The organism is Inquilinus ginsengisoli (assembly GCF_031453975.1).
GTDB classification, from domain to species: domain Bacteria; phylum Pseudomonadota; class Alphaproteobacteria; order DSM-16000; family Inquilinaceae; genus Inquilinus; species Inquilinus ginsengisoli_A.
In genome coordinates, this window is sequence record NZ_JAVDPW010000004.1 from 47,588 (window position 1) to 72,667 (window position 25,080).

Here is a 25,080-nt window from a genome sequence, read left to right on the forward strand (position 1 = left end):
CCTCCTCGCAATGACGAACAAAAAGCAAAACCCCGGCCTTCAAGGCCGGGGTTTCTCTTTAGGATCAGTGGCGCCCGTTCAGAAGTTCAGCGCCTTGGCCTGGACCACGCTGGGCAGGGCCAGCACGGCCTTGACGACCTCGTCCGCCACCGGGCTGTCGACCGACACCAGCGCCAGGGCGCTGCCGCCTTCCGGCCGGCGGCCGAGGTTGAAGTTGGCGATGTTGATGCCGGCGTCGCCCAGCACCGTGCCCAGCCGGCCGATGAAGCCCGGCTTGTCCTCGTTGCGCACGAACAGCATGTTGCGCGCCACCTCGGCCTCGAGCGAGATGCCCTCGAGCTCGACGATGCGCGGCTTGGTGCCGGCGAACAGCGACCCGGCAATGGTCCGGGTCTGGCGCTCGGTCGTCACCGTCAGCCGCACCAGGGTGTGATAGTCCTCGCAGGTTTCGCGCTTGGTCTCGCTGACATCGATGTCGTATTCGCGCGCCACCACCGGCGCCGACACCATGTTGACGCTGTCCAAGAGCGGCCGCAGCAGCCCGGCCAGGATGACGCTGGTGATCGGCCGGGTGTTGAGCTGGGCGACATCGCCCTCATAGGTGATGTTGACCGCCTTCAGCCGGGTCTCGGTGATCTGCCCGGCGAAGCCGCCGAGCTGCTCGACCAGCGCCAAGTACGGCTTCAGCTTCGGCGCCTCCTCCGCCGTCACCGACGGCATGTTCAGCGCGTTGGTCACGGCGCCGGACAGCAGGAAGTCCGAGATCTGCTCCGCCACCTGCAGCGCCACATTCTCCTGCGCCTCGCTGGTCGCCGCGCCGAGATGCGGGGTGCAGACCACGTTGGGCAGGCCGAAGAAGGCGCTCTCCTTCGCCGGCTCGACCGCGAAGACGTCCAGCGCGGCGCCGGCGACATGGCCGGATTTCAGGGCCGCCAGCAGGTCCTCCTCGACGATCAGGCCGCCGCGGGCGCAGTTGATGATGCGCACCCCCGGCTTCATCTTGGCGATCGCCGCGGCGTCGACGATGTTGCGGGTCTGGTCGGTCAGCGGGGTGTGCAGGGTCAGGAAGTCGGCGCGCTGGAACAGCCCGTCGAGCTCGACCTTCTCGACCCCGAGGTCCAGCGCCCGGTCCGGCGACAGGAACGGGTCATAGGCGATGACCTTCATCTTCAGGCCGATGGCGCGGTCGGCGACGATCGAGCCGATGTTGCCGCAGCCGATCAGGCCCAGCGTCTTGCCGTACAGCTCGACGCCCATGAAGCGGGACTTCTCCCACTTGCCGGCATGGGTCGAGGCGTTGGCGTCCGGCAGCTGCCGGGCCAGCGCGAACATCATGGCGATCGCGTGCTCGGCGGTGGTGATCGAATTGCCGAACGGCGTGTTCATCACCACCACGCCGCGCTGGGTGGCGGCCGGGACGTCGACATTGTCGACGCCGATGCCGGCGCGGCCGACGACCTTGAGGTTGGTCGCGGCAGCCAGCACCTCCTTGGTCACCTTGGTGGCCGAACGGATGGCGAGGCCGTCATACTGGCCGATGATGGCCTTGAGTTCCTCGGGCTTGAGGTCGGTCTTGACGTCGACCTCGACACCGCGGTCGCGGAAGATGGCGACGGCGGCCGGGGACAGGGCGTCGGAAATGAGAACCTTGGGCATGGACGTGGCTCCGTAAGAGCAGCCGTCATTGCGAGGAGGCGAAGCCGACGAAGCAATCCATGGTGCCAGTCCGGGCTGCCCTATGGACCGCTTCGCTGCGCTCGCAATGACGATGAAAGATGGGAGAGACTAGGCGGCCAGCTTCAGCTCGGCCCGGGCGCGGTCGAACGCCCAGTCGAGCCAGGGCAGCAGCGCTTCGAGATCGGCGGTGTCGATCGTGGCGCCGCCCCAGATCCGCAGGCCCGGGGGCGCGTCGCGATAGCCGTTGATGTCGAAGGCGATGCCTTCCTTCTCCAGCAGCGAGGCGATCTTCTTCGGCACCGCGGCCTGGGCCTCGTCGTCCAGCGCCGTGATGGCGGGGTCGACGATCCTGAGGCAGATCGAGGTGCAGGACCGGATCTCCGGCCGCACCGCCAGGAAGTCGACCCAGGGGGTGCGGGCGACCCAGCCGGCGACGGCGGCGAGATTATTCTCCGAACGTTCGATCAGCTTATCCAGGCCGCCGATCTCCTCGGCCCAGCGCAGGCCGTCGATCGCGTCCTCGACGCACAGCATCGACGGGGTGTTGATGGTCTCGCCCTTGAACGGGCCCTCGGCCAGCTTGCCCTTGGAGGTCAGGCGGAACACCTTCGGCAACGGCCAGGCCGGGGTGTAGGACTCCAGCCGCTCCACCGCGCGGGGCGACAGGGCCAGCATGCCGTGAGCCCCCTCCCCGCCCAGCACCTTCTGCCAGGACCAGGTGACGACGTCGAGCTTGTCCCAGGGCAGGTCCATGGCGAAGGCGGCCGAGGTGGCGTCGCAGATCACCAGGCCCTTGCGGCCGGTCGGGATGGCGGCGCCATCGGCCAGGCGGACGCCGGAGGTGGTGCCGTTCCAGGTCAGGACCACGTCGCGGTCGAAATCGACTTGGCCGAGGTCCGGCAGCTCGCCATAGGCGGCGGCGAAGGTGCGGACATCGGGCAGCTTCAGCTGCTTGACCACATCGGTGACCCAGCCTTCGCCGAAGCTTTCCCAGGCCAGCAGGTCGACGCCGCGGGCGCCGAGCAGGGTCCACAGCGCCATCTCGACGGCGCCGGTGTCCGACCCCGGCACGATGGCCAGGCGCCAGTCGGCGGGCATGCGCAGCACGCGCTTCGACCGCTCGATCACGTCAGCGAGCTTGGCCTTGCCGATGCCGGCGCGATGCGACCGGCCAAGGGCGGCATCCTGCAGCGCCTCGAGCGACCAGCCGGGACGCTTGGCACAGGGACCGGAGGAGAAATTGGGGTTGCGCGGACGGAGTCCGGGCGTGGGGGCGAGCGCACTCGCAGTCATAGTCTATCCTTCCAGATAGCAGCGTCCCGGTGGGGGGACGTGGCCCGCCGCGGAGGATAGAGATCGGCCCGGTTCCGTCAATCGGTATTTGGAGGCTGCGCCACTTTCACCGTCATCCTCGGGCTTGACCCACTGGTGTCCGGTTGGGCCGGAAACACAGACGACCGGAGAAATTCTGAGCGACGCCACGCCCTTCACTTGTCATTGCCCGGCTTGACCGGGCAATCCAGGGGCCACGAAGAACCGCCCTGGGTGGCCCTGGATGCCACGGTCAAGCCGTGGCATGACAAGAGAAAGGACGGAAATCAGGCCGCGGCGTGCTCGATCGAGGCGCAGATCTCGCCGACCAGGGTCTCGATCAGCGCCGCGTCCTCCCCCTCCGCCATCACCCGGATCACCGGCTCGGTGCCCGATTTGCGGATCAGCAGCCGCCCGTCCTTGCCCAGCCGGGCCTCGGCCGCGGCGATGGCGTCCTTCACCGGCGCCTGCTCCAGCGGCGACGCGACTCCGGCCGCCAGGGTGAAGCGGACGCTGCGCAGCCGCTGCGGCATCGGCTCGAACACCCGGAACACCTCGCTCGACCGCCGGCCGGCCTGCTGGATCACCGCCAGCACCTGCAGCGCCGCGATCAGCCCGTCGCCGGTGGTGGCGTAGTCGCTCATGACGATGTGGCCGGACTGTTCGCCGCCGAGGTTGAAGCCGCGCTCGCGCATGGTCTCGACCACGTAGCGGTCGCCCACCGCGGTGCGGATCAGCTCGATGCCGAGGCCGCCGAGGAAGCGCTCCATGCCCAGGTTGGACATCACCGTCGCCACCACCGCCGGCTGGGCCAGCCGGCCGCCGGCGGACCAGTCGCGCGCGATCATCGCCATCAGCTGGTCGCCGTCGATCTGGCGGCCGGTCTCGTCGGCCATGATCAGCCGGTCGGCATCGCCGTCGAGCGACAGGCCGAGATGGGCGCCATGGGCCACCACCGCCTGCTGCATCACATCGGTCGCGGTGGCGCCGCAGCCCTTGTTGATGTTGAGTCCATCAGGCGCCACGCCGATGGAGATGACGTCGGCCCCCAGCTCCCACAGCACCGCCGGCGCTACCTTGTAGGCGGCGCCGTTGGCGCAATCGACCACCACCTTGAGCCCGTCGAGCCGCAGCCCCTTGGGGAAAGTGTTCTTGGCGTATTCGATGTAGCGGCCGGAGGCATCGTCCAGCCGGCGGGCGCGGCCGAGCTTGGCCGGCGGGGCCAGCTGGTCGTCCGGCGGCAGGACGATGCGGTCCTCGATCGCCTTCTCGACCTCGTCCGACAGCTTGTAGCCGTCCGGCCCGAACAGCTTGATGCCGTTGTCCTCGAACGGGTTGTGCGAGGCCGAGATCATCACCCCGAGATCGGCGCGCAACGACCGGGTCAGCATGGCGATGGCCGGGGTCGGCATCGGGCCGACCAGGATGACGTCCATGCCGGCGCCGATGAAGCCCGCGGTCAGCGCCGGCTCCAGCAGGTAGCCGGACAGGCGCGTGTCCTTGCCGATCACCACGAGGTGGCGGTGGTCGCCGCGACGGAACTGCGCCGCGGCCGCCGTCGCCACCTTCAGCGCCGTCTCCGCCGTCATCGGCTCGACATTGGCGCGGCCGCGGATCCCGTCGGTGCCGAAGAGCTTGCGCGTCATCTGTCCCCCACTCCTCAATTCACTCCCGCCTGCAGCGCCGACCACACCGCGAGCGCCTGATGCGTCTCCCCGACATCATGCACGCGCAGTATCTGCACGCCCTGGGCGATGCCGTACAGCCCCGCCGCGATCGACCCTGGGCCCCGCGCCTTCGGCTCCTCGGCGCCCGACAGGCTGCCGATGAAGCGCTTGCGCGACACCCCGAGCAGGATGGGGCAGCCGAGCCCGTGCAACAGAGAGAGACCACGCAAAAGCGGCAGATTGTGGGCCAGCGGCCGCTTGCCGAAGCCGATGCCGGGATCGATGGCGATGCGGCCGGCCGGGATGCCGGCGGCGACGCAGGCCGCCACCCGCGCTTCAAGCCAATCATGGACGTCGAGCAGGACGTCGTCATAGACCGGATCGTCCTGCATCGTCCGCGGCTCGCCCCGGATGTGCATCAGCGCCACCGGGCAGCCGGCGCGGGCGACGAACCCAAGACTCTCGGCATCGCCGGTGAGGCCGGTGACGTCGTTGACGATGCGGGCGCCGGCCGCCAGCGCCGCGGCCATCACCACGGCATGGCGGGTGTCGATCGAGACGGTCAGGCCGCGATTGGCGAGGTCGCGCACCACCGGCTCGATCCGCGCGATCTCCTGGTCCGGCGACACCGTGGCCGATCCCGGCCGGGTGGATTCGCCGCCAACATCGAGGATCTCGGCCCCCGCCTCGGCCATCGCCAGGCCATGGGCGACGGCGCGGCCGGCATCGGCGAAGTCACCGCCGTCGGAGAAGCTGTCCGGGGTGACGTTGACGATGCCCATCAGCCGGGGCCGGTCGAGGGCAAGGCCGGCGAAGGCCGGGCGCGGCCGGCTGAGCCGGTCGAGCCGTTCCGCGATCGCTGCATCGAGGCCGCGCAGCCCGGCCCAGCGGCGCAGCGTGGCAAGATCGGCGACGGCGCGTTCGCTCTGCCCTGCCCCGTCGCGCAGGATCAGCTCGACGCGGTCGAAGGACAGCGGGCCGCCGGCCAGGGGCAGCGCGCCGGGCGCGTGATCGGCCAGGCTGAGCGGGCGCAGATACGGGCGCACCCTGGGCCGGCTGGCCCAGGGTGCAAAATCGTCGGAGAGGAAAACGGCCCGGGCCGCGTCGAAGCGCGGCCCGGGGTCACGATCAGGGGTCTTCACCCGGTCAGGTCCGATTACGTACCAGGTTGGGGCTCCGGGTCCATGCCCTTGGCGCCGCCCGATGGCACCGAGGTGCGCTTGCCGCTGGTCGGGCGCTTCGGCGGCGGCGGCTCGTCATTCGGCTCCGGCCGCACGATCGCCTCGCCGCGCAGGATCAGGCCACGCACCTCGTCGCCGGTCAGCGTCTCGTATTCGAGCAGGGCGTTGGCCAGCAGGTGCAGCTGGTCGAGATGCTCGGTCAGGATGGTCCTGGCCTTGCCTTCGGCCTCCTCGATCATGCGACGCATCTCCTCGTCGATGATCTTGGCGGTCTCTTCCGAGACGTTCTGGGTCTGCGTCACCGAATGGCCGAGGAAGACCTCCTGGCCGTTCGAGCTGTAGCGCAGCCGGCCCAACCGCGGGGACATGCCCCATTCCGTGACCATCGCACGCGCCAGGTTGGTCGCTTGCTGGATATCGCTGGCGGCTCCGCTGGTCACCCGCTCCGGCCCGAAGATCAGCTCCTCGGCCAGACGGCCGCCGAAGGTCATCGCCAACCGCGATTCCATCTGGATCTTGGCCCAGCTGATGCGGTCGTTCTCCGGCAGGCTGACCACCATACCGAGCGAACGGCCGCGCGGGATGATCGTCGCCTTGTGGATCGGGTCGTGCTCGGGGACGTACAGCCCGACGATGGCATGGCCGGCCTCGTGGTAGGCGGTGGTCTTCTTCTCCTCGTCGGTCATGACCATCGAACGGCGCTCGGCGCCCATCATGACCTTGTCCTTGGCCTCCTCGAACTCGGCATGGGCGACCACCCGCTTGCCGCGCCGGGCGGCCAGCAGCGCCGCCTCGTTGACGAGGTTGGCGAGATCCGCACCGGAGAAGCCGGGCGTGCCGCGGGCGATGACGCGGGCATCGACATCCGGTGCCAACGGCACCTTGCGCATGTGGACCTTGAGGATCTTCTCGCGGCCCATGATGTCCGGGTTCGGCACCACGACCTGGCGGTCGAAACGGCCGGGACGCAGCAGCGCCGGGTCCAGCACGTCCGGCCGGTTGGTCGCGGCGATCAGGATCACGCCCTCATTCGCCTCGAAGCCGTCCATCTCGACCAGCAGCTGGTTCAGCGTCTGCTCGCGCTCGTCGTTGCCGCCGCCCAGGCCGGCGCCGCGATGGCGGCCGACCGCGTCGATCTCGTCGATGAAGATGATGCAGGGGGCATTCTTCTTGCCCTGCTCGAACATGTCGCGGACGCGGGAGGCGCCGACGCCGACGAACATCTCGACGAAGTCCGAGCCCGAGATGGTGAAGAACGGCACGTTGGCCTCACCGGCGACCGCACGGGCGGTCAGGGTCTTGCCGGTGCCGGGCGGGCCGACCAGCAGCACGCCCTTGGGAATCTTGCCGCCCAGGCGCTGGAACTTCTGCGGGTCCTTCAGGAACTCGACGATCTCCTCGAGCTCCTGCTTGGCCTCGTCGATGCCGGCGACGTCGTCGAAGGTGACCCGGCCGGTGCGTTCGGTCAGCAGCCGCGCGCGGCTCTTGCCGAAGCCCATGGCCTTGCCGCCGCCCGACTGCATCTGGCGCATGAAGAAGATCCAGACGCCGATCAGCAGCAGCATCGGCAGCCAGGAGATCAGCGCGCCCACCAGCACGTTCGGGCCCTCGATCGGCGCGGCATTGACCTTGACGCCGGCCTGGGTCATCCGGTTGACGATATCGGTGCCGTCAGGCGTGTAGGTCTGGAACGAGCCGCCGCCGCCGGTCGGATTGTAGTGGCCGGTGATGGTGTTGCCCTGGACCTTGGCGTCGGAGACCTGCCCTTTTTCGACCGCGGTCACGAGGTCGCTGTAGGCGAGCTCTCCCTGAGCGCTGCGGCCGCCCGAGGTCTGGAACAGGTTGAACAGCGCCAGGAGCAGCAAACCGATGATGATCCAGAGCGCGAAGTTCTTGCCAAAATTATTCACGGACGGTCGCCTCATGTCCCGCGGTCACCGCTCGCGCGGATCCACGGCATCGTGGGTGCCCCGGAAGGCCCAGGGAGTCATTACTAGATAATATAGCGCCTCGGCTAAACAACCGGGAATCCATTCGTCAGCGCGGGTCTCAATGGGCTGAAACGCACGGAAAGCCCGTTTCCGGCCGTTTCCTCCAGGCTTGGCGGACGCAATACCCCCTCGGCGCGCCACAGCGCCGGCAGCACCGCAGCGGCATCGAATGGCATTCCGTGCGACCGGGCGGCCCCGGCGGCCCCCTCGCCCCAGGCCGCGATCCGATCGTCGGGGGCGGCATCGGCCGGCATTTCGATGCGGAAACGGCCGTCCCAGAGCAAGGATGAACCGACGGCCGCGCCGGTCACCTCCGGCAGGTGGCGACGCTCGCGGAACACCAGCAGGCAGTCGCGGGCGATCCGCAGGCGGCAGCGCCCCAGGGTGCGACCCAGCAACGCACCGTCCCCCTGCACCGCCGCCGCCACCCGCTCCAGCGCATCGAAGCGGGCCGGGACCGCGCCGCCGATGCAGGCGGTGACGGAGTCGAGCAGGCGGCGGGCGATCTCCGGATCGGCCCCGCGCAACGCCGGCAGCGCGATCGCGGCATAGCCGGCGGGGTCGATCCGGACGGCGCGGCGGATCAGGTCGGCGGTGATGCGTTCGAGCGCGGCACGGGCCAGGCCGGCGCGATGGGCCAGGGCGACCAGGCGATCCTCGGTCAGCCCCTCCGCCGCCAGCACCTCGCGGGCGGCGCGCAGCCGGCCCCGGGCGTAGCCGGTTCGCCGGTTCGAGGGGTCGTCGACCGGGACGATGCCGAAGCCGGCGCAGGTGGCGACCAGCCGGGCCTTCGGCAGGTCGAGCAGCGGCCGCAGCAGGCGGCCCCAGGGCGCCGGGCGCCAGGGCGCCATGCCGGCCAGCCCATCGATGCCGCTGCCCTTGGCCAGGCGCAGCAGCACGGTTTCGGCCTGGTCCTCGCGGTGATGCGCGACCAGCAGATCACGGATGCCGGCGGCGCGGCAGGCGCCGTCCAGCAGGGCATAGCGCGCGCGGCGCGCGGCATCCTGCGAGGCGCGGGCGGGCGCATCGGTCCAGGTGAGAATGCGGTGCGGAATGTCGTGCCGGGCCAGGGCAGCGCCGACGGCGGCGGCTTCGGCGGTGGAATCCGGGCGCAGCCGGTGGTCGACGGTCAGGGCGAGGATGTCGCCGTCCTGTCGCCGGGCCCAGCCGGCGGCGAGGAGGCAGAGCGCCATGCTGTCGGGGCCGCCGGAGACGGCGACGGCCAGGCGAAGCGGCCGGTCGAACGGGCCGAGGCGGTCGAGGCGCGCGGCGAACTCATCGTCTGTGACCGGGACGGGCGCGGCCGGGTCATGCATGCATCAGCAGCGCAGCAGCGCCTGCTGGTCCTTGGCGCGGCGCAGCATCTGCGCCGGGGCGCTCGGATAGTCGGCGACCAGCTGGGCGAAGGCATTGCAGGCCTGGCCGTCCTGGCGGGCGGCGACCAGGGACTGGGCCAGCCGCATCAGCGCATCGGGCGCCTTCGGGCCCTGCGGGTCGAACGACCAGGCGGCGTTGAAGGCCTGGGCGGCGTCGGCCGGACGACCCTTCGACAGAAGGGCCTCCCCGAGCCAGTACTGGGCGTTGCCGGTCAGGCCGCCGCCGCCATCCATGGCGATGACCTGGTTGAAGCCGGCGATCGCCCCGTCATAGTTGCCCTGGGCCAGCATCCCCTGGGCGGCGTTGTACTGCGCCGTGGCATCGCCGGTCATCGGGGTCTGCTGCCCACCGAGCGATCCCATCTGCTGCGGAATCTGCTGCGGCTCGTCCTCGGAGCCGGCATCCGCCGGGGCCATGCCGTAGGTGGTGTCCGGCTCCAGCGGGCCGGCGTCGGACCGCTTCGGCGGCACCAGCGGCGTCGGCGCGAAGGGCTGCGGCGTGCGCGGGGTGTTGGCGGACGGCGCCTTGGCCGGCGGCGCTGCCGGGGCGGCGCGGGGTGCTGCCGGGGCCGGCTTGCCGCCTTCCAGCGTGGTCAGCCGGAATTCGATGTCGGCCAGCGCGCGCTGCAGCCGGTCGCTGAGCTGCTGGTTCTGGTACTGCAGCTGCTCGATCTGCCCGGTCAGCTGCGCGATCTGCTGCTCCAGCGTGCTGACCCGCACTTCGAGCTGGGCCTCATAGGTCTGGGCCCGGGCCGCCCAGGACGGCATCAGGGCCGCGACGGCGAACGCCGCGACCGCGAGAACACTCCATCGCCTTTGCGAAGCCGGCATGTTGCCTTCACCTCCACGGATTGGGTGGCACGGATTGGGTGGTCGAGAGGTCACCCCCAGCCCTGGCCAAGGCTGGAGGACCCTGTCGGCGAAAATAGGGCGCGCCGGTCGCGGCGACAACAGCAGAGCCGTTGCCGCCGGCCGGCGCGCAGGTGGTTCGCTGGCCGGCCGGCTCCGCCATGACGGCAGGACCGGCCGGGACCGCGGGACCCGTTAGTTGACGACGGTGACCGCGCGGCGGTTCTGCGCCCAGGCGGACTCGTCGTGGCCCGGCACCGCCGGACGCTCCTTGCCATAGCTGATGGTGGTGACCCGCGACGGCTGCACGCCATTGGCGATCAGGTAGTTGCGCACCGAGTTGGCGCGGCGATCGCCGAGGGCGAGGTTGTACTCGCGGGTGCCGCGCTCGTCGGCGTGGCCCTCGATGATCACGGCGACGTTGCCGTACTGCTGCAGCCACTGGCTCTGCTTGTTCAGCGTCGCCTGCCCTTCCGAGCTGACGTCGTAGCCGTTGAGCGAGAAGAAAACGCGGTCGCCGATGTTCTGCGCCAGGTCCTGCTGCGAACCGGGGACGGCCGTGCCGGATCCGAGGCCGCCCTGGCCACCGGTGCCAGCACCGGTCTGGGAGGAGCTGCAGGCCGAGGCCAGCAGGAGAGCCCCCATGAGGGACACAATCTTGAGATGCATGGTTTATTGCCCCTGACGTGGATCCGACTTCAGATATCGGAAATCGGTGGAGGGAAAAGCAGGTTGTTGCTTGTTCCGCAAGGTATTTCTAACATTTTTCAGCGGTTTGGTCACGGCAGTAGTGGCGACCAGGCCGCGTCGGACGCGTCGAACGGCGTCGGCACCGCCGCACTGACCCGGCCGGTGATGTCGACGGTGACCAGCTTGCTGCCGCCGCCGCCGCTGGCGGTGTACATCAGCACGCGGCCGTTCGGCGCCCAGGTCGGGCCTTCGGCGAGGAAGCCGGAGGCCAGGTCGCGCTCGCCGGTGCCGTCGGGCCGCATCACGCCGATCGAGAACTGGCCGCCGGAGATCTTGGTGAAGGCGATCAGGTCGCCGCGCGGCGACCACACCGGGGTGGCGTAGCGGCCCTGGCCGAAGCTGAGCCGGCGCACGCCCGACCCGTCCGAATTCATGATGTAGAGCTGCTGGCTGCCGCCGCGGTCGCTTTCGAACACGATCTGCGCCCCGTCCTTGGAATAGGAGGGCGAGGTCTCGATCGACGGGTCCGTGGTCAGCCGCTGCACCGACCGGGTGCGCAGGTCCATGACGTAGATGTCGGTGTTGCCGCCCTGCGACATGCTGAAGATCACCCGGTTGCCGTCCGGGCTGAAGCGCGGCGAGAAGGTCATGCTGGGAAAGTCGCCCAGCGATTCCTGCCGCCCGCTGCCGAGGTCGAGCAGATAGACCCGCGGCTTGTTGTTGACATAGGCGAGATAGGTGATCTGCAGCGTGCTGGGCGAGAAGCGCGGCGTCAGCACCAGCTGCGACCCGTCGGTCAGGAACTGATGGTTGGCGCCGTCCTGGTCCATGATCGCCAGGCGCTTGACCCGGTTGATCTCGGGCCCGGTCTCGGAGACGTAGACGATGCGGGTGTCGAAGTACCCGTCCTCGCCGGTCACCGCGCGGTAGATCTCGTCCGCGATCTTGTGGGCGACGCGGCGCATCAGGGCGCTGTCGCCGGTCAGGGTCAGCCCGGTCAGCTGCTGCTCGGCCGCGACGTCCCACAGCCGGAAGTCGACGTCGAACCGCCCGTCGCCGCGCGGCCGGACCTGGCCGGTGACCAGGGCCTGGGCCGCCAGCACCTTCCAGTCGGCGAAGCGCACGCCGCTCTGCAGCGACGCCGCGTCCTGGGTGAAGGCGCGCGGATCGATCGGCGCGAACAGGCCGGAGCGCTGGAGGTCGGCCGTGATGATCTGGCTGATCTCGGCGCCGACGGAATCACCGGGGAAGGTGGTGATCGCGATCGGCATCGGCTGCGTCACGCCCTGGTTGATGTCGATCCGGATCTCGGCCCGGGACGGCGACGCCGCCAGGGCCATGACAGCCACCGCAGCCAGGGCGGCGAATGTGTTCAGGAGAAAGCCTCGTTTCATCATCTTCACCTCAGGTCCTGGCTGGTCAGAACATGTCCTTGGGATCGAACACAAGAAGGAACGTATCGTTCGGCCAGCCACCGCCCGGCATCGGCCAGGGCTGGCAGGCCGGGTTGGCGACGGCGCGCCGTGCCGCGTTGGCCCAGGCGGGGTCACCGCCATTGTCCGCGATCGACACGTCCTTGGGCAGGATGGTTCCATCCGGTTGAACGGCGGCAACGCGGATCTGCACCACCGGCTTGTTCAGCGCGGCGGCGTCGACGTTCCAGCATTGCTTGACCTTGTCGCGGATCGCGCCCTCGTCGCCGCGGGCCAGGCGGGTCGCCTGCCCGCCCTGCCCGATCCGGCGTTGCGGCCGCGCCGACGGCTGCTCGGACGGGCGCCCGTTCGGCTGGCCCAGCAGGTCGCCGATCTGGTCATCCGACTGTGACGCCTGCGACGGGGCGCTGGAGCGCGTCGGCGTGGCAGCAGCCGCGGCGGCGGGCGGCGCTTTCGGCCGGGGACCCGGACGCGGTGCCTCGGCTGTCGTGATCGCCATCGGGTCGGCCTCGGCCGTCTGGGCTGCCGGAGGTGGTGGCGGCGGCGAGGTCGGCGTCGGCTCCGCCTGCGGCTTGCCCGACGGCGGGTTCGGCCGCACCGGCGGCGGGGGTGGCGGCGTCGGGGTCGGCGGCGGTGGTGGCGGGCTGCGCGGCGCGTCCGGCGACGGCGCCTGCACCGGCGGAGGCGGCGGCGCGGGCGGCGGCGGGGTCGGAGTCGGCGGCGTCGGCAGCTCCTGCGCCTGGGGCGGCGTCTTGGGCGTCGGCGGAGGCGGCGGAGGCGGTGGCGGAGACGGCTGGGGCTCCGGCACCGGGCGCGCCTGCGGCGTCGGCTGGGTCTCGCGCGGCTGCGGCAGCTGCGCCACCTTCGGCGGTTCCGGGCGCTGCGTCGGCGGCTTCGGGGTTGCCGGAGGTGCCTTGGCCGCGGCCGGCGGCGGCGGCGTGTCGGCATCGCCGGTCGCATCCGGCGCCGGCGGCTTCTCCCGCGCAATCTCGCCGGCGCCCGGATCGCCGACCGCATCGGCGCTGACGATCTCCACCGGCACGACCGCGATGGCCGGCGCGTCGCGCCGGAACAGCGGCAGCCCGAACATCAGCACGATCAGCATGATCGCGTGCAGGGCCAGGGAGATGATGAGGCTGGGACGCATGGGGCTGGGTCAGCGCCTCGGGGCGGGTGCGGGCGATGCGGGTGCGGACCGCGCGGGCGGCGTCGCTGCCGCGGCCTGCCCCTTCGGGCTTTCCGCGATCAGGGCGACGCGGGTGAAGCCGGCGGTGGTGATGGCGCCCATCACCTCCATGATCCGGCCATAGGCCAGCGCCTGGTCGCCGCGCACGAAGATGCGGGTCTCGTTGGCCGCCGTGCCGCCCGGCGCCGAGGCCTGGGCCTTGGCGATCGCGGTCAGCATCGGCACCAGGTTCTCTACCGCGACCTGCTGCTTCTGGACGAAGATCTGGCCGCTCGCGTCGATGGTGACGGTCAGCGGCTCCTCCTTGGTCTGGATGTTCTGGGCGCGGGTCTGCGGCAGGTCGACCGGCACGCCGACGGTCAGCAGCGGCGCCGTGACCATGAACACGATCAGCAGCACCAGCATGACGTCGACGAAGGGCGTGACGTTGATGTCGGAGTTCGGGCGGAAGGTGCGGCGGCCGCCACGCGAGCGGCCCGTGGCGTGGGAGAGAGAGACGCCCATCAGGTCCGGTCCTCGAGGTAGCGCGACAGGATCGCGCCGAATTCGCCGGCGAAGTTCTCGAGCCGCTCGGCGTATTTGTTCAGGTCGTTGGAGAACTTGTTGTAGGCGGTGGTCGCGGGAATGGCGGCGAACAGGCCGATGGCGGTGGCGAACAGCGCCTCGGCGATGCCCGGCGCGACGACGGCAAGGCTGGTGTCGGCCTGGGCGGCGATCGACTGGAACGAGTTCATGATGCCCCACACCGTGCCGAACAGCCCGACGAAGGGCGCCGTCGACCCGACCGAGGCCAGCACGGTCATGCCGCGTTCGACCCGCCCGAGCTCACGGGTCATGGTCACCTGCATCACCCGGTCGATGCGCTGCTGCAGCCCGGCGCGCATGCTGCCCGAGGCGCTGAGGCCGCGGTCGGCGGCGATGCGCCATTCCTTCATGCCGGCGGCGAAGGTGGCGGCCATCGGGTCGGGCGGGTTGGCGCCGACCTGGTCGTAGAGATCGTCGAGCGAGCCGCCGGACCAGAACGCGTCCTCGAACGCATCGGCCGCGCGGTTCAGCCGCCGCACCCGGATCCACTTCTCGAAGATGATCGCCCAGCACCACACCGATGCCGCCAACAGCAGCAGCATCACGAACTTCACGATGACGTCCGCCTGCAGGAACAGGCCCCACATGGACATATTGTGGACGGCACTCTGCCCGACCACCTGGGCGGTTTCGATCACCGACTGCTCCATACCTTCGCCCTTCCCTACGCCGCGTGGGACGCGGTCTCGGCTTTGATCGCGTTGAAGACCTCGCGGAGATCGGACGGCATCCGTGCCGCCCGTCCGTCCCGAGTGATGCATGCCAATTTCAGCAGCAATGTGACGATGTCATCCCCATTGCGCCGGATCGCCTGCGACATATCGAGGCTGGCGCCGCCGATCGCCGTCACGCGCGTGTCGATTTCGAGCTGGTCGTCCAGCCGCGCGGAGCGGCGGAAGTCGATCTCGCAGCGCCGCACCGCGAAGGCGATCCCGGTCTCCGCCAGCAGGTTCCACTGCTCGAAGCCGGCCGCCCGCAGCAGCTCGGTCCGCGCCCGCTCGGCAAAGCGCAGATAGGAGGCGTGGTAGACGATGCCCGACGCATCCGTGTCCTCCCAATAGACCCGGACCGGGAAGAGATGCGGGCCGCTCACAGCTCGTCATCCGGCAGGAGATCGAGCTGCGAGGCCTCACGCTTCGGCACTGAGAGGCCGAGCGCGCGATACCCGCGCTCGCCCAGCACCCGGCCGCGCGGGGTGCGCTGCACCAGGCCCTGCTGCAGCAGGTACGGCTCGATCACGTCCTCGATCATGTCGCGCTGCTCGCTCAGCGCCGCCGCCAGCGTCTCGACCCCGACCGGACCGCCGCCGTATTGCTCCGCGATCAGGCGCAGATAACGCCGGTCCATGGCGTCGAGCCCGGCCTCGTCGACATCGAGGCGCTTCAGCGCCTGGTCGGCGGCGCGGGCGTCGATCTGCGCGAGGCCGGCGACGGCGCCGAAATCGCGCACCCGGCGCAGCAGCCGGCCGGCGATGCGGGGCGTGCCGCGCGAGCGCTTGGCGATCTCGTGCGCCCCCTCCTCCGACAGCGGGCAGCCCAGCAGCCGGGCGCCGCGGGCGACGATCGATTCGAGTTCGGGCGTGCCGTAGAAGTTCAGCCGCAGCGGGATGCCGAAGCGGTCGCGCAGCGGGGTGGTGATCAGCCCGGACCGGGTGGTGGCGCCGACCAGGGTGAAGGGCGGCAGGTCGATGCGCACCGAGCGCGCCGCCGGCCCCTCGCCGATGATCAGGTCGAGCTGGTAGTCCTCCATCGCGGGATAGAGGATCTCCTCCACCGCCGGGTTCAGCCGGTGGATCTCGTCGATGAACAGCACGTCGCGCGGCTGCAGGTTGGTCAGGATCGCAGCCAGGTCGCCGGCGCGGGCGATCACCGGGCCGGAGGTGGCGCGGAAGCCGACGCCGAGCTCGCGCGACACGATCTGGGCCAGCGTGGTCTTGCCCAGGCCCGGCGGGCCGAACAGCAGGACATGATCCAGCGCCTCGGCCCGGGCCCGCGCCGCGGTCACGAACACCCTCAGGTTGTCGCAGACCTCGCGCTGGCCGACGAAATCCTCCAGCGTCTGCGGCCGCAGCGAGGCATCGCCGGTGTCGTCGGTCAGGGGATCCCCAGTGACGATGCGGTCAGTCATGACGCCAGCTCACGCAGCGCGGCCGGGATCAGCGCCGAGACGGTGGCGTCGGCGCCCAGCTTGCCGCCGGCCCGGGCCACCGCGGTGAACGCCTCGGCCCGGCCATAGCCGAGATTGACCAGGGCGGAGACCGCGTCGGCCGCGGCGCCGCCGGTCTCGGCCGGGCGGGCGGTGAGGCCCACCGCGACGGGGCCAAGGCCGACCACCGCCGGGCCGAGGGCGATGCCGCCGACCTTGTCCTTCAGCTCCGACGCGATGCGGCCGGCCAGCTTGGGTCCGACCCCGTCGGCGCGGGCCAGCAGGGCCTTGTCGCCGGCGGCGATGGCGGTCGCCACCTGGTCCGGCGACAGCACCGACAGGATGGCCAGCCCGACCTTGGCGCCGACCCCCTGCACCGTGGTCAGCAGGCGGAACCAGTCGCGCTCCGCCGTGTCGGCGAAGCCGTAGAGGTGGATGTGGTCCTCGCGGACATGGGTCTCGATGTGCAGCGCCACCGCCTCGCGCGGGCCGGCCATCAGGCCGAGGGTGCGGCGCGAGCAGAACACGAGGTAGCCGACGCCGTTGCAGTCGATCACCGCGTGGTCGGCCCCGGCGCTGTCGAGGATGCCGCGCAGCCGGGCGATCATCGCGCCACCTGCAGCCGGATGCCGGCGATGGCCGCCGAGGTCTGGCGGTGATGGGCGTGGCAGATCGCCACCGCCAGCGCGTCGGCCGCGTCCGGCGTCTGGAAGGTGGTGCCCGGCAGCAGCATCCGCACCATGTGCTGCACCTGGGTCTTGTCGGCATGGCCGGCGCCGACCACCGACTTCTTGATGTGGTTGGCCCCGTACTCCGCCACCCGCAGCCCGGCCTTGGCCGGCACCAGCAGCACCACGCCGCGGGCGAGGCCCAGCTTCAGGGTCGAGGTCGGGTTCTTGTTGACGAAGGTCTCCTCGACCGCCGCCTCGTCCGGCGTCCAGGTCCGGATCACCTCGACCAGCCCGTCATGCAGCTGCACCAGCCGGATCGCCAGCTCGGCCTTGTCGTCGGAATCGACCCGGCCGTCGGCGACATAGCGCAGCCGGTTACCGTCGACGTCGAGCAGCCCCCAGCCGGTGTGGCGCAGCCCGGGATCAAGGCCGAGGATCCTCATCGGCGTGCCGCCGGGAACCAACCACTATTGAAGCTGTCATTGCCGGGCTTGACCCGGCAATCCAGGAGATGTCGACAGCCTCTGGATGCCCGGGTCAGGCCCGGGCATGACAGGGTGGGAAACAAGACAAGAGCCGACCGGCCGCCCACGGCCATCCGGTCCGATCCCTTCCCCATCCCAATCCCGCGGTCCATCTTCCCTCCGCCCCGGCTCAGGCCGTGAGCCGCGCCATGATGTCGTCCGGAATCTCGAAATTGGCCGAGACCCGCTGCACGTCGTCATTGTCCTCGAGCGTGTCGAGCAGCTTCAGCAGCGACGCCCCCTGCTCCTCGTTCACGGGAACCGTGTTGAGCGGGCGCCAGACCAGCCCGGCGGAATCGGGCGCGCCGAACTTCTCTTCCAGGGCTTCGCGCACGCCGGCATAGCCCTCGATCGAGGTGGTGACGGTGTGGCTCTCGTCGTCGCTCTGCACATCGTCGGCGCCGGCCTCCAGCGCCGCCTCGAACACCGCGTCGGCGCTGGCGGCCTTGGCCGGGAAGACGATCTCGCCGATCCGGTTGAACATGAAGCTGACCGAGTTGGTCTCGCCCAGCGACCCGCCATGCTTGGCGAAGGTCGAGCGCACTTCCGCCGCGGTGCGGTTGCGGTTGTCGGTCAGCGCCTCGACGATCACGGCGATGCCGGCCGGGCCGTAGCCTTCGTACCGGATTTCCACGTAATCGCTGTCGTCGCCGTCACCGGTCGCGCGCTTGATCGCGCGTTCGATGTTGTCCTTCGGCATGTTCTCCTTGCGCGCGGCCTGGATGGCGGCGCGCAGGCGCGGATTCATCGCCGGGTCGGGAAGGCCGAGCTTCGCCGAGATGGTGATTTCGCGCTGGAGCTTGGTGAAGATCTTGCCCCGCTTGGCGTCCTGCGCGCCCTTGCGATGCATGATGTTCTTGAACTGTGAATGACCGGCCATGGGGCTACGCCTGACTGACTAGGGAGACTCGCGGCGGGAGACATATGCGGCCGGCCCGGCGACGACAAGCGCCACCGCACGATCCCCTGCGCCGCGTTAGCGCGAGACTATGGCCGTTTTGTGGTTCGGAGGGAAGATCCGGCGAATTTCCCTACCCGCCGGATTCCATTTCGCCACAACCAGATAGACGCAATTCCAGAGAAATAGGATGAATTCCGGTTCAGGCCGCGGGATCGGCCGGCGCGAAACCGCTGGGCCAGGCCGGCGACAGCCTGCCGCCGATGCGCAACGGCTCGACCCGGCGCGCGAGTCCCGTCGCGTCGTCGGTCTCCAGCACCAGGCCGCAGATGGTCGGCTGGCCCTCGGCCGGGGTCAGCCGCTCGGTCGGCATCTTGCGGATGAAGCGGGCGACCGCCGGCTCCTTCACCATGCCGATGACGCTGTCGTAGTCGCCGCACATGCCGGCATCGGTCTGGTAGGCGGTGCCGCCGCGCAGGATGTGCAGGTCGGAGGTCGGGATGTGGGTGTGGGTGCCGACCACCAGCGAGACCCGGCCATCGAGATGATGGCCCATCGCCATCTTCTCGCTCGACGCCTCGCCGTGGAAGTCGACCACGATGGCATCGACCACCCCGGGCATCCCGGTGTCGGCCAGCAGCCGGTCGACCACGGCGAAGGGGTCGTCGAGCGGGTCCATGAACAGCCGCGCCATGATGTTGATCACCAGCACCTGCCGCCCGCTGCGGTCCTGCAGCAGCGTCGCGCCACGGCCGGGCGTGCCGGGCGGAAAGTTGGCCGGCCGCACCATGCGGGAGTCGCGATCGATGGTGCCCAGCAGCTCGCGCTGGTCCCAGACATGGTTGCCGGTGGTCAGGCAGTCGACCCCGGCATCGTAGAACTCCTCGGCGATCTTCGGGGTGATGCCGAAGCCGCCGGCCGAGTTCTCGCCGTTGACCACGACGAAATCGAGGTCCAGGCGCTGCCGCAGGCGCGGCAGTTGTGCGATCACGGCGGTGCGGGCGGCGCGGCCGACGACGTCCCCCAGGAACAGTATGCGCATCGAGTATCCGTCTAAGGTGTGATGCGGATCGCTTCGCGATCCGTGACGATCCAGTCCAGCGCCTGGTCGTGCAGTCCGGTCGGCACCGCCGCCACCTCCTGGCCGGCATAGCCGATGCCGACGGCCAGCACCGGGCGCCCCGACTCCGCTCCGGCCGCCCGCAACTTCGCCAGGGTGCGGTCGTAGAAGCCGGCGCCGTAACCCATGCGGAAACCCTGGCGATCGAAGCCGAGCAGCGGCACGAACAGCAGGTCCGGCACCCGCTCCGGCGCCGTCGGGGCCGGCACCGCCACCCCGAACACGCCGGAGACCAGCGGCGCCCCCGGCGTCCAGTCGCGGAACACCAGCGGCTGGGCCTTGCCCTGCACCACCGGGACGCAGGCGGCATGGCCGCGCGCCAGCGCCGCGGCCAGCAGCGGCAGCGGGTCGAGCTCGTCGTCGATCGGGAGATAGGCGCTCACCACCGCGCCGGCGGCGAAGGGAATCGCGGCAAGGACGTTGTCGCGCAGCCGGTCGCCCGCCCCGGCGCCATGCAGCGCGTGATAGGCCGCGCGTCGGGCGCGGGCCTCGGCCCGGAAGGCCTTCTTGGCGTCGCGCAGATCGGCGTCGTCGGACAGGGTGGAAAGAAGCGCAGCGGAGCCGCCTCGGCCGGTGGTCATTATGTCTCCTCTTGGGCCCTGCATCAGCAGGTGGGCGCCATGTGCCGGGACCACGGTCCCGGCAGGGACAGCTCCCTAAGAGAAGTGCTACGGCCCCAGGGACAATCGACCTGTCGCGCCGCGCAGCCCCGCTACGGGATGAGATTTAGGGCGTCTCGACCCTGGCCGCAATGGCCTCGATCCGATCGGCCAGTTTCTGCAGCCTTGCGGCCAGCGCCGGATCCTCCAGCGGCCCCGGCGGCGGAGCCACGGGAAGCGGCGCCGGCACTCGCTTTTCGTCGCGCAGGTCCAGCAGTTCGTCGCCGAGCATCAGGCCGACCATGACCATGAGATGCATGTCGGTCACCGACCGCACGGATCCCTGGATCTCGCGGATCCGCTCTTCCAGGAAGGCGGCGACGTCGCGCACCCGCCCCTCCTGCCCGTCTTCACAGGCGATCGGGTAGACGCGATTGTTGAGTGTGATTTCGACCCGGGCCACTGCGTTACTTTTCCAGAAGGGTCTCGATACGCTGGATCACCTGATTGACCCGCGCCGCCACTGTCGCCGTATCCTCGCGCAGCTCGGTCTCGATCTCGGTCACCGCCTGCGTACGCACGCGGTCCATGATCTCGTCGATCTGCTTCTGGCGGCGCTCCGCCTGGTCCGCCAGCGCGGTGTCCAGGCGTTCCAGGGCGCGCTCCAGGCGATCAATCTCGGCGGTCAGCCCGGTCATCGCAGGGAATCCAGATCCAGCGTCATTGTCGTGAAACTATGCGGCACTCCCCCCGCCGTCAACGGAAGCCTCGGCGGTCGCCTCCGGCACGGCCACGCCGACGGTCCCGGCGAACTCCACCAGCCGCCCCCAGGTGCGGCGGTCGAGCGGCACGCCGAGGGCCGCGCGCGACGCTGCCTCGCGCTTCTCCGGGTCGCCCGGCGCCATCACCTCCTGCCCGGCCTGGGCCGGCTGCGAGCGGAGATCGCCGAGGATCGCCGCCATCGTCGCGGCATAGCCGCCGGCGTCGAAAGCCTGCGGCTTCAGCAGCAGGAAGAAGTGGCCGATGGTGACCGGCTGGCCCGGCCCGGTGAACTTGGTCATGCGGAAGCCGTGCGGCATGCCGGTCAGGGCGGCGCACAGGATCTCGACCATCATCGCCAGCCCGGCACCCTTGTAGCCATAGGCCAGGCCGCCGACCGGGATCAGCCCGGTGGCGACATGCGCATCGGTGGTCATGACGCCGTCGTCGCCGACCGCGACCTCCGGCGGCAGCTTCGTGCCGGTGTCGCGGCGCAGATGCACGCGGTTCAGCGGGATGGCGCTGGTCGCCATGTCCAGCAGCACCGGCTCCTCGCCCGGCGCCGGCGCGGCAAAGCTGATCGGGTTGGTGCCGAAGAACGGCTTGATGCCGCCATGCGGCACCACCAGGGCATCGGCATGGGTGCAGCCGATGGCGATGAAGCCGCGGCGCGCCGCCTCCAGAGCATAGACGCCGGTGGCGCCGTGATGGGTCGAGTTGGTGACGGCGGCGGCGGCGATCCCCGATTCCTCCGCCAGCGCCGCCGCCTCGTCGATGGCGCGGTAGCTGGCGAGGTGGCCGAGGCCGCCGCCGGCATCGACCACGACGCAGGCGGGCGCGGTGCGGGTCACGGTGACATCAGGGGCAACGTTCATCCGCCGGTTCTGCAGCTGGTCGAGATAGAACGGCACCAGCCGCACGCCATGGGTGTCGACACCACGGGAGGAAGCGTCGGTCATCGCCCGCGCCGTCGCGGCCGCGCTCTCCGGCGACGCCCCGGCGCCGCGCAGCAGCGCCGCCGCGAACTCCTCCAGCGCCGCCTTCGGCAAGCGCACCCCGTCGAACCGCTCCATCGCGCGTCTCCCGCTCCGATATCCGTCGTGCCCGGTTCCGGACGATTGCAAGGGCAATCGCCGAGGGATGATCGCCAGGGCGATCGCCGGGGGATGATTGCTCAAGAGCAATCATCCTGGATTGTCCGACTTATCTAGCGTGACGATGGGTCCCGCATCCAGGCCTATGGTGGCATTGACGCGACGCGACCAGGGCTGCATGGTGCCCCGCCCCTGACGGGAGACCGTCGGGTTCCCCGTGCCCTCATCGGATCGATGCCATGACCGACAGCTCCCGGACCGTGACGCACAACGACATGGCGAACGCCATACGTTTCCTGTCCCTGGACGCGGTGGAAGCCGCCAAAAGCGGCCATCCCGGCATGCCGATGGGCATGGCCGACGTCGCCACCGTGCTGTTCAGCCGCTACCTGAAGTTCGACGCCGCCGCCCCGACCTGGGCCGACCGCGACCGCTTCATCCTGTCGGGCGGCCACGGCTCGATGCTGCTCTATTCGCTGCTGTACCTCACCGGCAACAGCAAGATCACGATCGACGAGATCAAGCATTTCCGCCAGCTCGGCCACCACACCGCGGGCCATCCCGAGGTCGACCACGAGGCCGGGATCGAGACCACGACCGGTCCGTTGGGCCAGGGCCTGGGCAACTCCGTCGGCTTCGCGCTGGCCGAGCGCATCCTGAACGCCCGCTTCGGCGACGACCTGGTGAACCACCACACCTGGGTCACCTGCGGCGACGGCGACCTCGAGGAAGGGATCAGCCACGAGGCCTGCTCGCTGGCCGGGCATCTGAAGCTCGGCCGGCTGATCGTGCTCTACGACGACAACCACATCACGATCGACGGCCCGACCTCGCTGTCCTTCAGCGACGACGTCCAGAAGCGCTTCGAGGGCTATCACTGGCACGTCCAGCGCGTCGACGGCCACGACACCGACGCGATCGCCGCCGCCATCGACGCGGCGCTGGCCGATGAGCGGCCCAGCCTGATCGCCTGCCGCACCACCATCGGCTTCGGCGCCCCGAACAAGCAGGGCACCAGCGCCACCCACGGCTCGCCGCTGGGCAAGGACGAGGTCGCGGCCACCCGCGCCAACCTCAACTGGCCCTACCCGCCCTTCGAGGTGCCGGAGGCCACGATCGCGGCCTGGCGCGAGGTCGGCCAGCGCGGCCATGCCGAGCGCACGGCCTGGGAGGCCCGCCTGGCGAAGACCCCGGCCGAAGCCCGCGCCGATTTCCGCCACGCCATGGACGGCACCCTGCCCGCCGGCCTCGACGGCGTGATCGCGAAGTTCAAGGCCGAGACCTCGGAGGCCAAGCCGAGCCTCGCCACCCGCACCGCCTCCGGCCAGGTGCTGGAGCTGCTGGTGCCGCTGATCCCGGAACTGATCGGCGGGTCGGCCGACCTGACCCCGTCGAACAACACCAAGACCAAGGCCTCGACCGACATCGAGCCGGGCAAGTACGGCGGCCGCTACGTCCGCTACGGCGTGCGCGAGCACGGCATGGCGGCGGCGATGAACGGGCTGACGCTGCATGGCGGCATCATCCCCTACGGCGCCACCTTCCTGACCTTCACCGACTATTGCCGCCCGTCGATCCGGCTGGCCTCGCTGATGCGCCAGCGGGTGGTCTTCGTCATGACCCATGACTCGATCGGCCTCGGCGAGGACGGCCCGACCCATCAGCCGGTCGAGCATGTCGCGGCGCTGCGCGCCATCCCGCACCTCATGGTCTTCCGCCCCTGCGACGCGGTCGAGACGGCCGAAGCGTGGCAGATCGCGCTGGAGACCCAGGACGCCCCGTCGGTGCTGGCGCTGACCCGCCAGAACCTGCCGACGCTGCGGCTGGGCGCCACCGCTGAGAACCTTTCCGCCAAGGGCGGCTACATCCTGCGCGAGGCCACCGGCACGCCGCGGGTGCTGCTGGTCGCCACCGGCTCGGAGGTCTCGATCGCCAACGAGGCGCGCGACGCGCTGGAGGCCGAGGGCATCGGCACCCGCCTGGTCTCGATGCCCTGCACCGCGCTGTTCGACCGCCAGCCGGCCGAATACCGCCGCAAGGTGCTGGGCCAGGGCCTGGTGAAGATCGCGGTCGAGGCCGGCGTGCGCCAGGGCTGGGACCACTATATCGGGTCGGACGGCGCCTTCGTCGGCATGACCGGCTTCGGTGCCTCAGGCCCCTACGAGCAGCTGTACAAGCATTTCGGAATCACGGCCGAGGCGGTCGTCGCCGCCGCCAAGGCCAAGATCTAAAGACCATCGGATCGGAGAAGACGACATGGCCGTTAAGGTTGCCATCAACGGGTTCGGGCGCATCGGGCGTCTGGTGCTGCGGGCGCTGATCGAATCCGGCCGCAAGGACATCGAGGTCGTCGCGATCAACGACCTCGCCGACGTCAAGACCAACGCGCATCTGCTGAAGTACGACAGCGTCCACGGCCGCGCGCCGTTCGACGTCCAGGTCGAGGGCGACACGCTGATCGTCAACGGCCGCCACATCAAGGCGGTGCAGCATCGCGACCCGACCCAGCTGCCCTGGGGCGCGTTGGACGTCGAGATCGCGCTGGAATGCTCCGGCATCTTCACCAAGCGCGACGACGCGGCGAAGCAGCTGACGGCCGGCGCCAGGAAGGTGCTGATCTCGGCCCCGGCGACCGACGAAGACCTGACCGTCGTCTACGGCGTCAACCACCACAAGCTGACCGCTGCGCACAAGATCGTCTCCAACGCCTCCTGCACCACCAACTGCCTGGCGCCCGTCGCCTCGGTGCTGCATGACGCGATCGGCATCGATCACGGCTTCATGACCACGATCCACAGCTACACCGGCGACCAGCGCATCGTCGACACGATGCACAAGGACCTGCACCGCGCCCGCGCCGCCGCGCTGAACCTGATCCCGACCTCGACCGGCGCCGCCAAGGCCGTCGGCAAGGTGCTGCCGGAGCTGGCGGGCAAGCTGGACGGCACCTCGATCCGCGTGCCGTCGCCGAATGTCTCGGTGGTCGACTTCAAGTTCGTCGCCAAGCGCCCGACCACGGTCGAGGAGGTCAACGCGGCGATCAAGCAGGCCGCCGACGGCAAGCTCAAAGACATCCTCGGCTATTACGAGGAAGACCTGGTGTCGACCGACTTCAACCACGATGCCCGCTCGTCGATCTTCGCGATCAACGAGACCAAGGTGATCGACGGCACCTTCGTCCGGGTGATGAGCTGGTACGACAACGAATGGGGCTTCTCCAACCGGATGGGCGACACCGCGATCGCGATGTCGAAGGCCGGCTGAGCTGATCCGCTTCGGACTGCGAGAGGGCGGCTTCGGCCGCCCTCTCTGTTTCCGGTATTG

General features: G+C 70.1%; 24 protein-coding genes and 1 other RNA gene. 2 read left to right on the forward strand and 23 right to left on the reverse strand.

Features of this window, described 5'->3' with window-relative positions:
* Positions 1 to 78: 78 nt before the first annotated feature.
* From serA to E9232_RS11815, 23 genes are all read right to left on the reverse strand, one after another.
* On the reverse strand, positions 79 to 1,656 hold the full coding sequence (gene serA, locus E9232_RS11705) for a phosphoglycerate dehydrogenase (protein WP_309794175.1): 1,578 nt from the start codon (positions 1,654 to 1,656) through the stop codon (positions 79 to 81).
* 129 nt (positions 1,657 to 1,785) lie between these two features.
* The gene (locus tag E9232_RS11710) at positions 1,786 to 2,970 is read right to left on the reverse strand and encodes a phosphoserine transaminase (protein WP_309794176.1); all 1,185 of its coding nucleotides are present in this window, start codon (positions 2,968 to 2,970) and stop codon (positions 1,786 to 1,788) included.
* Positions 2,971 to 3,275: 305 nt separating this feature from the next.
* The gene (gene glmM / locus E9232_RS11715) at positions 3,276 to 4,634 is read right to left on the reverse strand and encodes a phosphoglucosamine mutase (RefSeq protein WP_309794177.1); all 1,359 of its coding nucleotides are present in this window, start codon (positions 4,632 to 4,634) and stop codon (positions 3,276 to 3,278) included.
* Between the two features lie 14 nt (positions 4,635 to 4,648).
* On the reverse strand, positions 4,649 to 5,797 hold the full coding sequence (gene folP / locus E9232_RS11720) for a dihydropteroate synthase (RefSeq protein ID WP_309794179.1): 1,149 nt from the start codon (positions 5,795 to 5,797) through the stop codon (positions 4,649 to 4,651).
* A 14-nt stretch (positions 5,798 to 5,811) separates the two neighbouring features.
* The gene (gene ftsH, locus E9232_RS11725; RefSeq protein WP_309794181.1) at positions 5,812 to 7,746 is read right to left on the reverse strand and encodes an ATP-dependent zinc metalloprotease FtsH; all 1,935 of its coding nucleotides are present in this window, start codon (positions 7,744 to 7,746) and stop codon (positions 5,812 to 5,814) included.
* Positions 7,747 to 7,850: 104 nt separating this feature from the next.
* Positions 7,851 to 9,143 carry a tRNA lysidine(34) synthetase TilS gene (gene tilS, locus E9232_RS11730; protein ID WP_309794182.1) on the reverse strand — a complete coding sequence of 431 codons (1,293 nt, stop codon included), beginning with the start codon at positions 9,141 to 9,143 and terminating at the stop codon, positions 7,851 to 7,853.
* Between the two features lie 3 nt (positions 9,144 to 9,146).
* A complete protein-coding gene (gene ybgF, locus E9232_RS11735) occupies positions 9,147 to 10,034 on the reverse strand; it encodes a tol-pal system protein YbgF (RefSeq protein WP_309794183.1) in 888 nt (295 codons plus the stop codon).
* 213 nt (positions 10,035 to 10,247) lie between these two features.
* Positions 10,248 to 10,721, reverse strand: coding sequence for a peptidoglycan-associated lipoprotein Pal (gene pal, locus E9232_RS11740; protein ID WP_309794184.1), 474 nt, complete (start codon positions 10,719 to 10,721; stop codon positions 10,248 to 10,250).
* A gap of 110 nt (positions 10,722 to 10,831) precedes the next feature.
* On the reverse strand, positions 10,832 to 12,145 hold the full coding sequence (tolB, locus tag E9232_RS11745) for a Tol-Pal system beta propeller repeat protein TolB (protein ID WP_374710613.1): 1,314 nt from the start codon (positions 12,143 to 12,145) through the stop codon (positions 10,832 to 10,834).
* A gap of 16 nt (positions 12,146 to 12,161) precedes the next feature.
* Entirely contained in the window at positions 12,162 to 13,322 is a 1,161-nt protein-coding gene (gene tolA / locus E9232_RS11750) for a cell envelope integrity protein TolA (protein WP_309794187.1), read from the reverse strand.
* 9 nt (positions 13,323 to 13,331) lie between these two features.
* Positions 13,332 to 13,865 (reverse strand): protein TolR, encoded by a 534-nt coding sequence (gene tolR, locus E9232_RS11755; protein WP_309794189.1) that lies wholly within the window; start codon positions 13,863 to 13,865, stop codon positions 13,332 to 13,334.
* Positions 13,865 to 14,596, reverse strand: coding sequence for a protein TolQ (tolQ, locus tag E9232_RS11760; RefSeq protein ID WP_309794190.1), 732 nt, complete (start codon positions 14,594 to 14,596; stop codon positions 13,865 to 13,867). The genes tolR and tolQ overlap by 1 nt, the downstream gene beginning before the upstream one ends.
* A 14-nt stretch (positions 14,597 to 14,610) precedes the next feature.
* Positions 14,611 to 15,039, reverse strand: coding sequence for a tol-pal system-associated acyl-CoA thioesterase (gene ybgC, locus E9232_RS11765; RefSeq protein ID WP_309794192.1), 429 nt, complete (start codon positions 15,037 to 15,039; stop codon positions 14,611 to 14,613).
* On the reverse strand, positions 15,036 to 16,073 hold the full coding sequence (gene ruvB, locus E9232_RS11770) for a Holliday junction branch migration DNA helicase RuvB (RefSeq protein ID WP_309794193.1): 1,038 nt from the start codon (positions 16,071 to 16,073) through the stop codon (positions 15,036 to 15,038). The genes ybgC and ruvB overlap by 4 nt, the downstream gene beginning before the upstream one ends.
* Complete coding sequence (ruvA, locus tag E9232_RS11775) at positions 16,070 to 16,699, reverse strand: Holliday junction branch migration protein RuvA (protein WP_309794195.1); 630 nt, start codon at positions 16,697 to 16,699, stop codon at positions 16,070 to 16,072. Before ruvA ends, ruvB begins: the two co-directional genes overlap by 4 nt.
* Positions 16,696 to 17,205, reverse strand: coding sequence for a crossover junction endodeoxyribonuclease RuvC (gene ruvC / locus E9232_RS11780; protein WP_309794197.1), 510 nt, complete (start codon positions 17,203 to 17,205; stop codon positions 16,696 to 16,698). Before ruvC ends, ruvA begins: the two co-directional genes overlap by 4 nt.
* Positions 17,206 to 17,416: 211 nt before the next feature.
* Positions 17,417 to 18,166, reverse strand: coding sequence for a YebC/PmpR family DNA-binding transcriptional regulator (locus E9232_RS11785; RefSeq protein WP_309794199.1), 750 nt, complete (start codon positions 18,164 to 18,166; stop codon positions 17,417 to 17,419).
* A gap of 220 nt (positions 18,167 to 18,386) precedes the next feature.
* Positions 18,387 to 19,226, reverse strand: coding sequence for a TIGR00282 family metallophosphoesterase (locus E9232_RS11790; RefSeq protein ID WP_309794200.1), 840 nt, complete (start codon positions 19,224 to 19,226; stop codon positions 18,387 to 18,389).
* Positions 19,227 to 19,237: 11 nt separating this feature from the next.
* Positions 19,238 to 19,843: a 5-formyltetrahydrofolate cyclo-ligase gene (locus E9232_RS11795; RefSeq protein ID WP_309794855.1), complete on the reverse strand. Its 606-nt coding sequence runs from the start codon at positions 19,841 to 19,843 to the stop codon at positions 19,238 to 19,240.
* Between the two features lie 15 nt (positions 19,844 to 19,858).
* A non-coding RNA gene (ssrS, locus tag E9232_RS11800) (6S RNA) lies at positions 19,859 to 20,017 on the reverse strand.
* A gap of 13 nt (positions 20,018 to 20,030) precedes the next feature.
* Positions 20,031 to 20,366, reverse strand: a complete 336-nt coding sequence (locus E9232_RS11805) for a cell division protein ZapA (RefSeq protein WP_309794201.1) — start codon at positions 20,364 to 20,366, stop codon at positions 20,031 to 20,033.
* A 4-nt stretch (positions 20,367 to 20,370) separates the two neighbouring features.
* Positions 20,371 to 20,601 (reverse strand): hypothetical protein, encoded by a 231-nt coding sequence (locus E9232_RS11810; RefSeq protein WP_309794202.1) that lies wholly within the window; start codon positions 20,599 to 20,601, stop codon positions 20,371 to 20,373.
* Between the two features lie 36 nt (positions 20,602 to 20,637).
* Entirely contained in the window at positions 20,638 to 21,735 is a 1,098-nt protein-coding gene (locus tag E9232_RS11815; protein WP_309794203.1) for an Ldh family oxidoreductase, read from the reverse strand.
* Positions 21,736 to 21,995: 260 nt separating this feature from the next.
* Here E9232_RS11815 and tkt point away from each other — a divergent pair, with 260 nt between their 5' ends.
* Both tkt and gap read left to right on the forward strand, forming a co-directional pair.
* Positions 21,996 to 23,987 carry a transketolase gene (gene tkt, locus E9232_RS11820; protein ID WP_309794204.1) on the forward strand — a complete coding sequence of 664 codons (1,992 nt, stop codon included), beginning with the start codon at positions 21,996 to 21,998 and terminating at the stop codon, positions 23,985 to 23,987.
* A 25-nt stretch (positions 23,988 to 24,012) separates the two neighbouring features.
* Positions 24,013 to 25,020 (forward strand): type I glyceraldehyde-3-phosphate dehydrogenase, encoded by a 1,008-nt coding sequence (gene gap / locus E9232_RS11825; protein WP_309794205.1) that lies wholly within the window; start codon positions 24,013 to 24,015, stop codon positions 25,018 to 25,020.
* Positions 25,021 to 25,080: the final 60 nt, after the last annotated feature.

Coding starts and splice junctions, on each gene's coding strand:
- E9232_RS11785 (WP_309794199.1), bottom strand. CDS start 18,166: ATGGCCGGTCATTCACAGTTCAAGAACATCATGCATCGCAAGGGCGCG.
- E9232_RS11810 (WP_309794202.1), bottom strand. CDS start 20,601: ATGACCGGGCTGACCGCCGAGATTGATCGCCTGGAGCGCGCCCTGGAA.
- ybgF (WP_309794183.1), bottom strand. CDS start 10,034: ATGCCGGCTTCGCAAAGGCGATGGAGTGTTCTCGCGGTCGCGGCGTTC.
- E9232_RS11790 (WP_309794200.1), bottom strand. CDS start 19,226: ATGCGCATACTGTTCCTGGGGGACGTCGTCGGCCGCGCCGCCCGCACC.
- ruvA (WP_309794195.1), bottom strand. CDS start 16,699: ATGATCGCCCGGCTGCGCGGCATCCTCGACAGCGCCGGGGCCGACCAC.
- E9232_RS11815 (WP_309794203.1), bottom strand. CDS start 21,735: ATGGAGCGGTTCGACGGGGTGCGCTTGCCGAAGGCGGCGCTGGAGGAG.
- tolQ (WP_309794190.1), bottom strand. CDS start 14,596: ATGGAGCAGTCGGTGATCGAAACCGCCCAGGTGGTCGGGCAGAGTGCC.
- tilS (WP_309794182.1), bottom strand. CDS start 9,143: ATGCATGACCCGGCCGCGCCCGTCCCGGTCACAGACGATGAGTTCGCC.
- tolA (WP_309794187.1), bottom strand. CDS start 13,322: ATGCGTCCCAGCCTCATCATCTCCCTGGCCCTGCACGCGATCATGCTG.
- ruvB (WP_309794193.1), bottom strand. CDS start 16,073: ATGACTGACCGCATCGTCACTGGGGATCCCCTGACCGACGACACCGGC.
- ruvC (WP_309794197.1), bottom strand. CDS start 17,205: ATGAGGATCCTCGGCCTTGATCCCGGGCTGCGCCACACCGGCTGGGGG.
- tolR (WP_309794189.1), bottom strand. CDS start 13,865: ATGGGCGTCTCTCTCTCCCACGCCACGGGCCGCTCGCGTGGCGGCCGC.
- E9232_RS11710 (WP_309794176.1), bottom strand. CDS start 2,970: ATGACTGCGAGTGCGCTCGCCCCCACGCCCGGACTCCGTCCGCGCAAC.
- gap (WP_309794205.1), top strand. CDS start 24,013: ATGGCCGTTAAGGTTGCCATCAACGGGTTCGGGCGCATCGGGCGTCTG.
- glmM (WP_309794177.1), bottom strand. CDS start 4,634: ATGACGCGCAAGCTCTTCGGCACCGACGGGATCCGCGGCCGCGCCAAT.
- pal (WP_309794184.1), bottom strand. CDS start 10,721: ATGCATCTCAAGATTGTGTCCCTCATGGGGGCTCTCCTGCTGGCCTCG.
- serA (WP_309794175.1), bottom strand. CDS start 1,656: ATGCCCAAGGTTCTCATTTCCGACGCCCTGTCCCCGGCCGCCGTCGCC.
- tkt (WP_309794204.1), top strand. CDS start 21,996: ATGACCGACAGCTCCCGGACCGTGACGCACAACGACATGGCGAACGCC.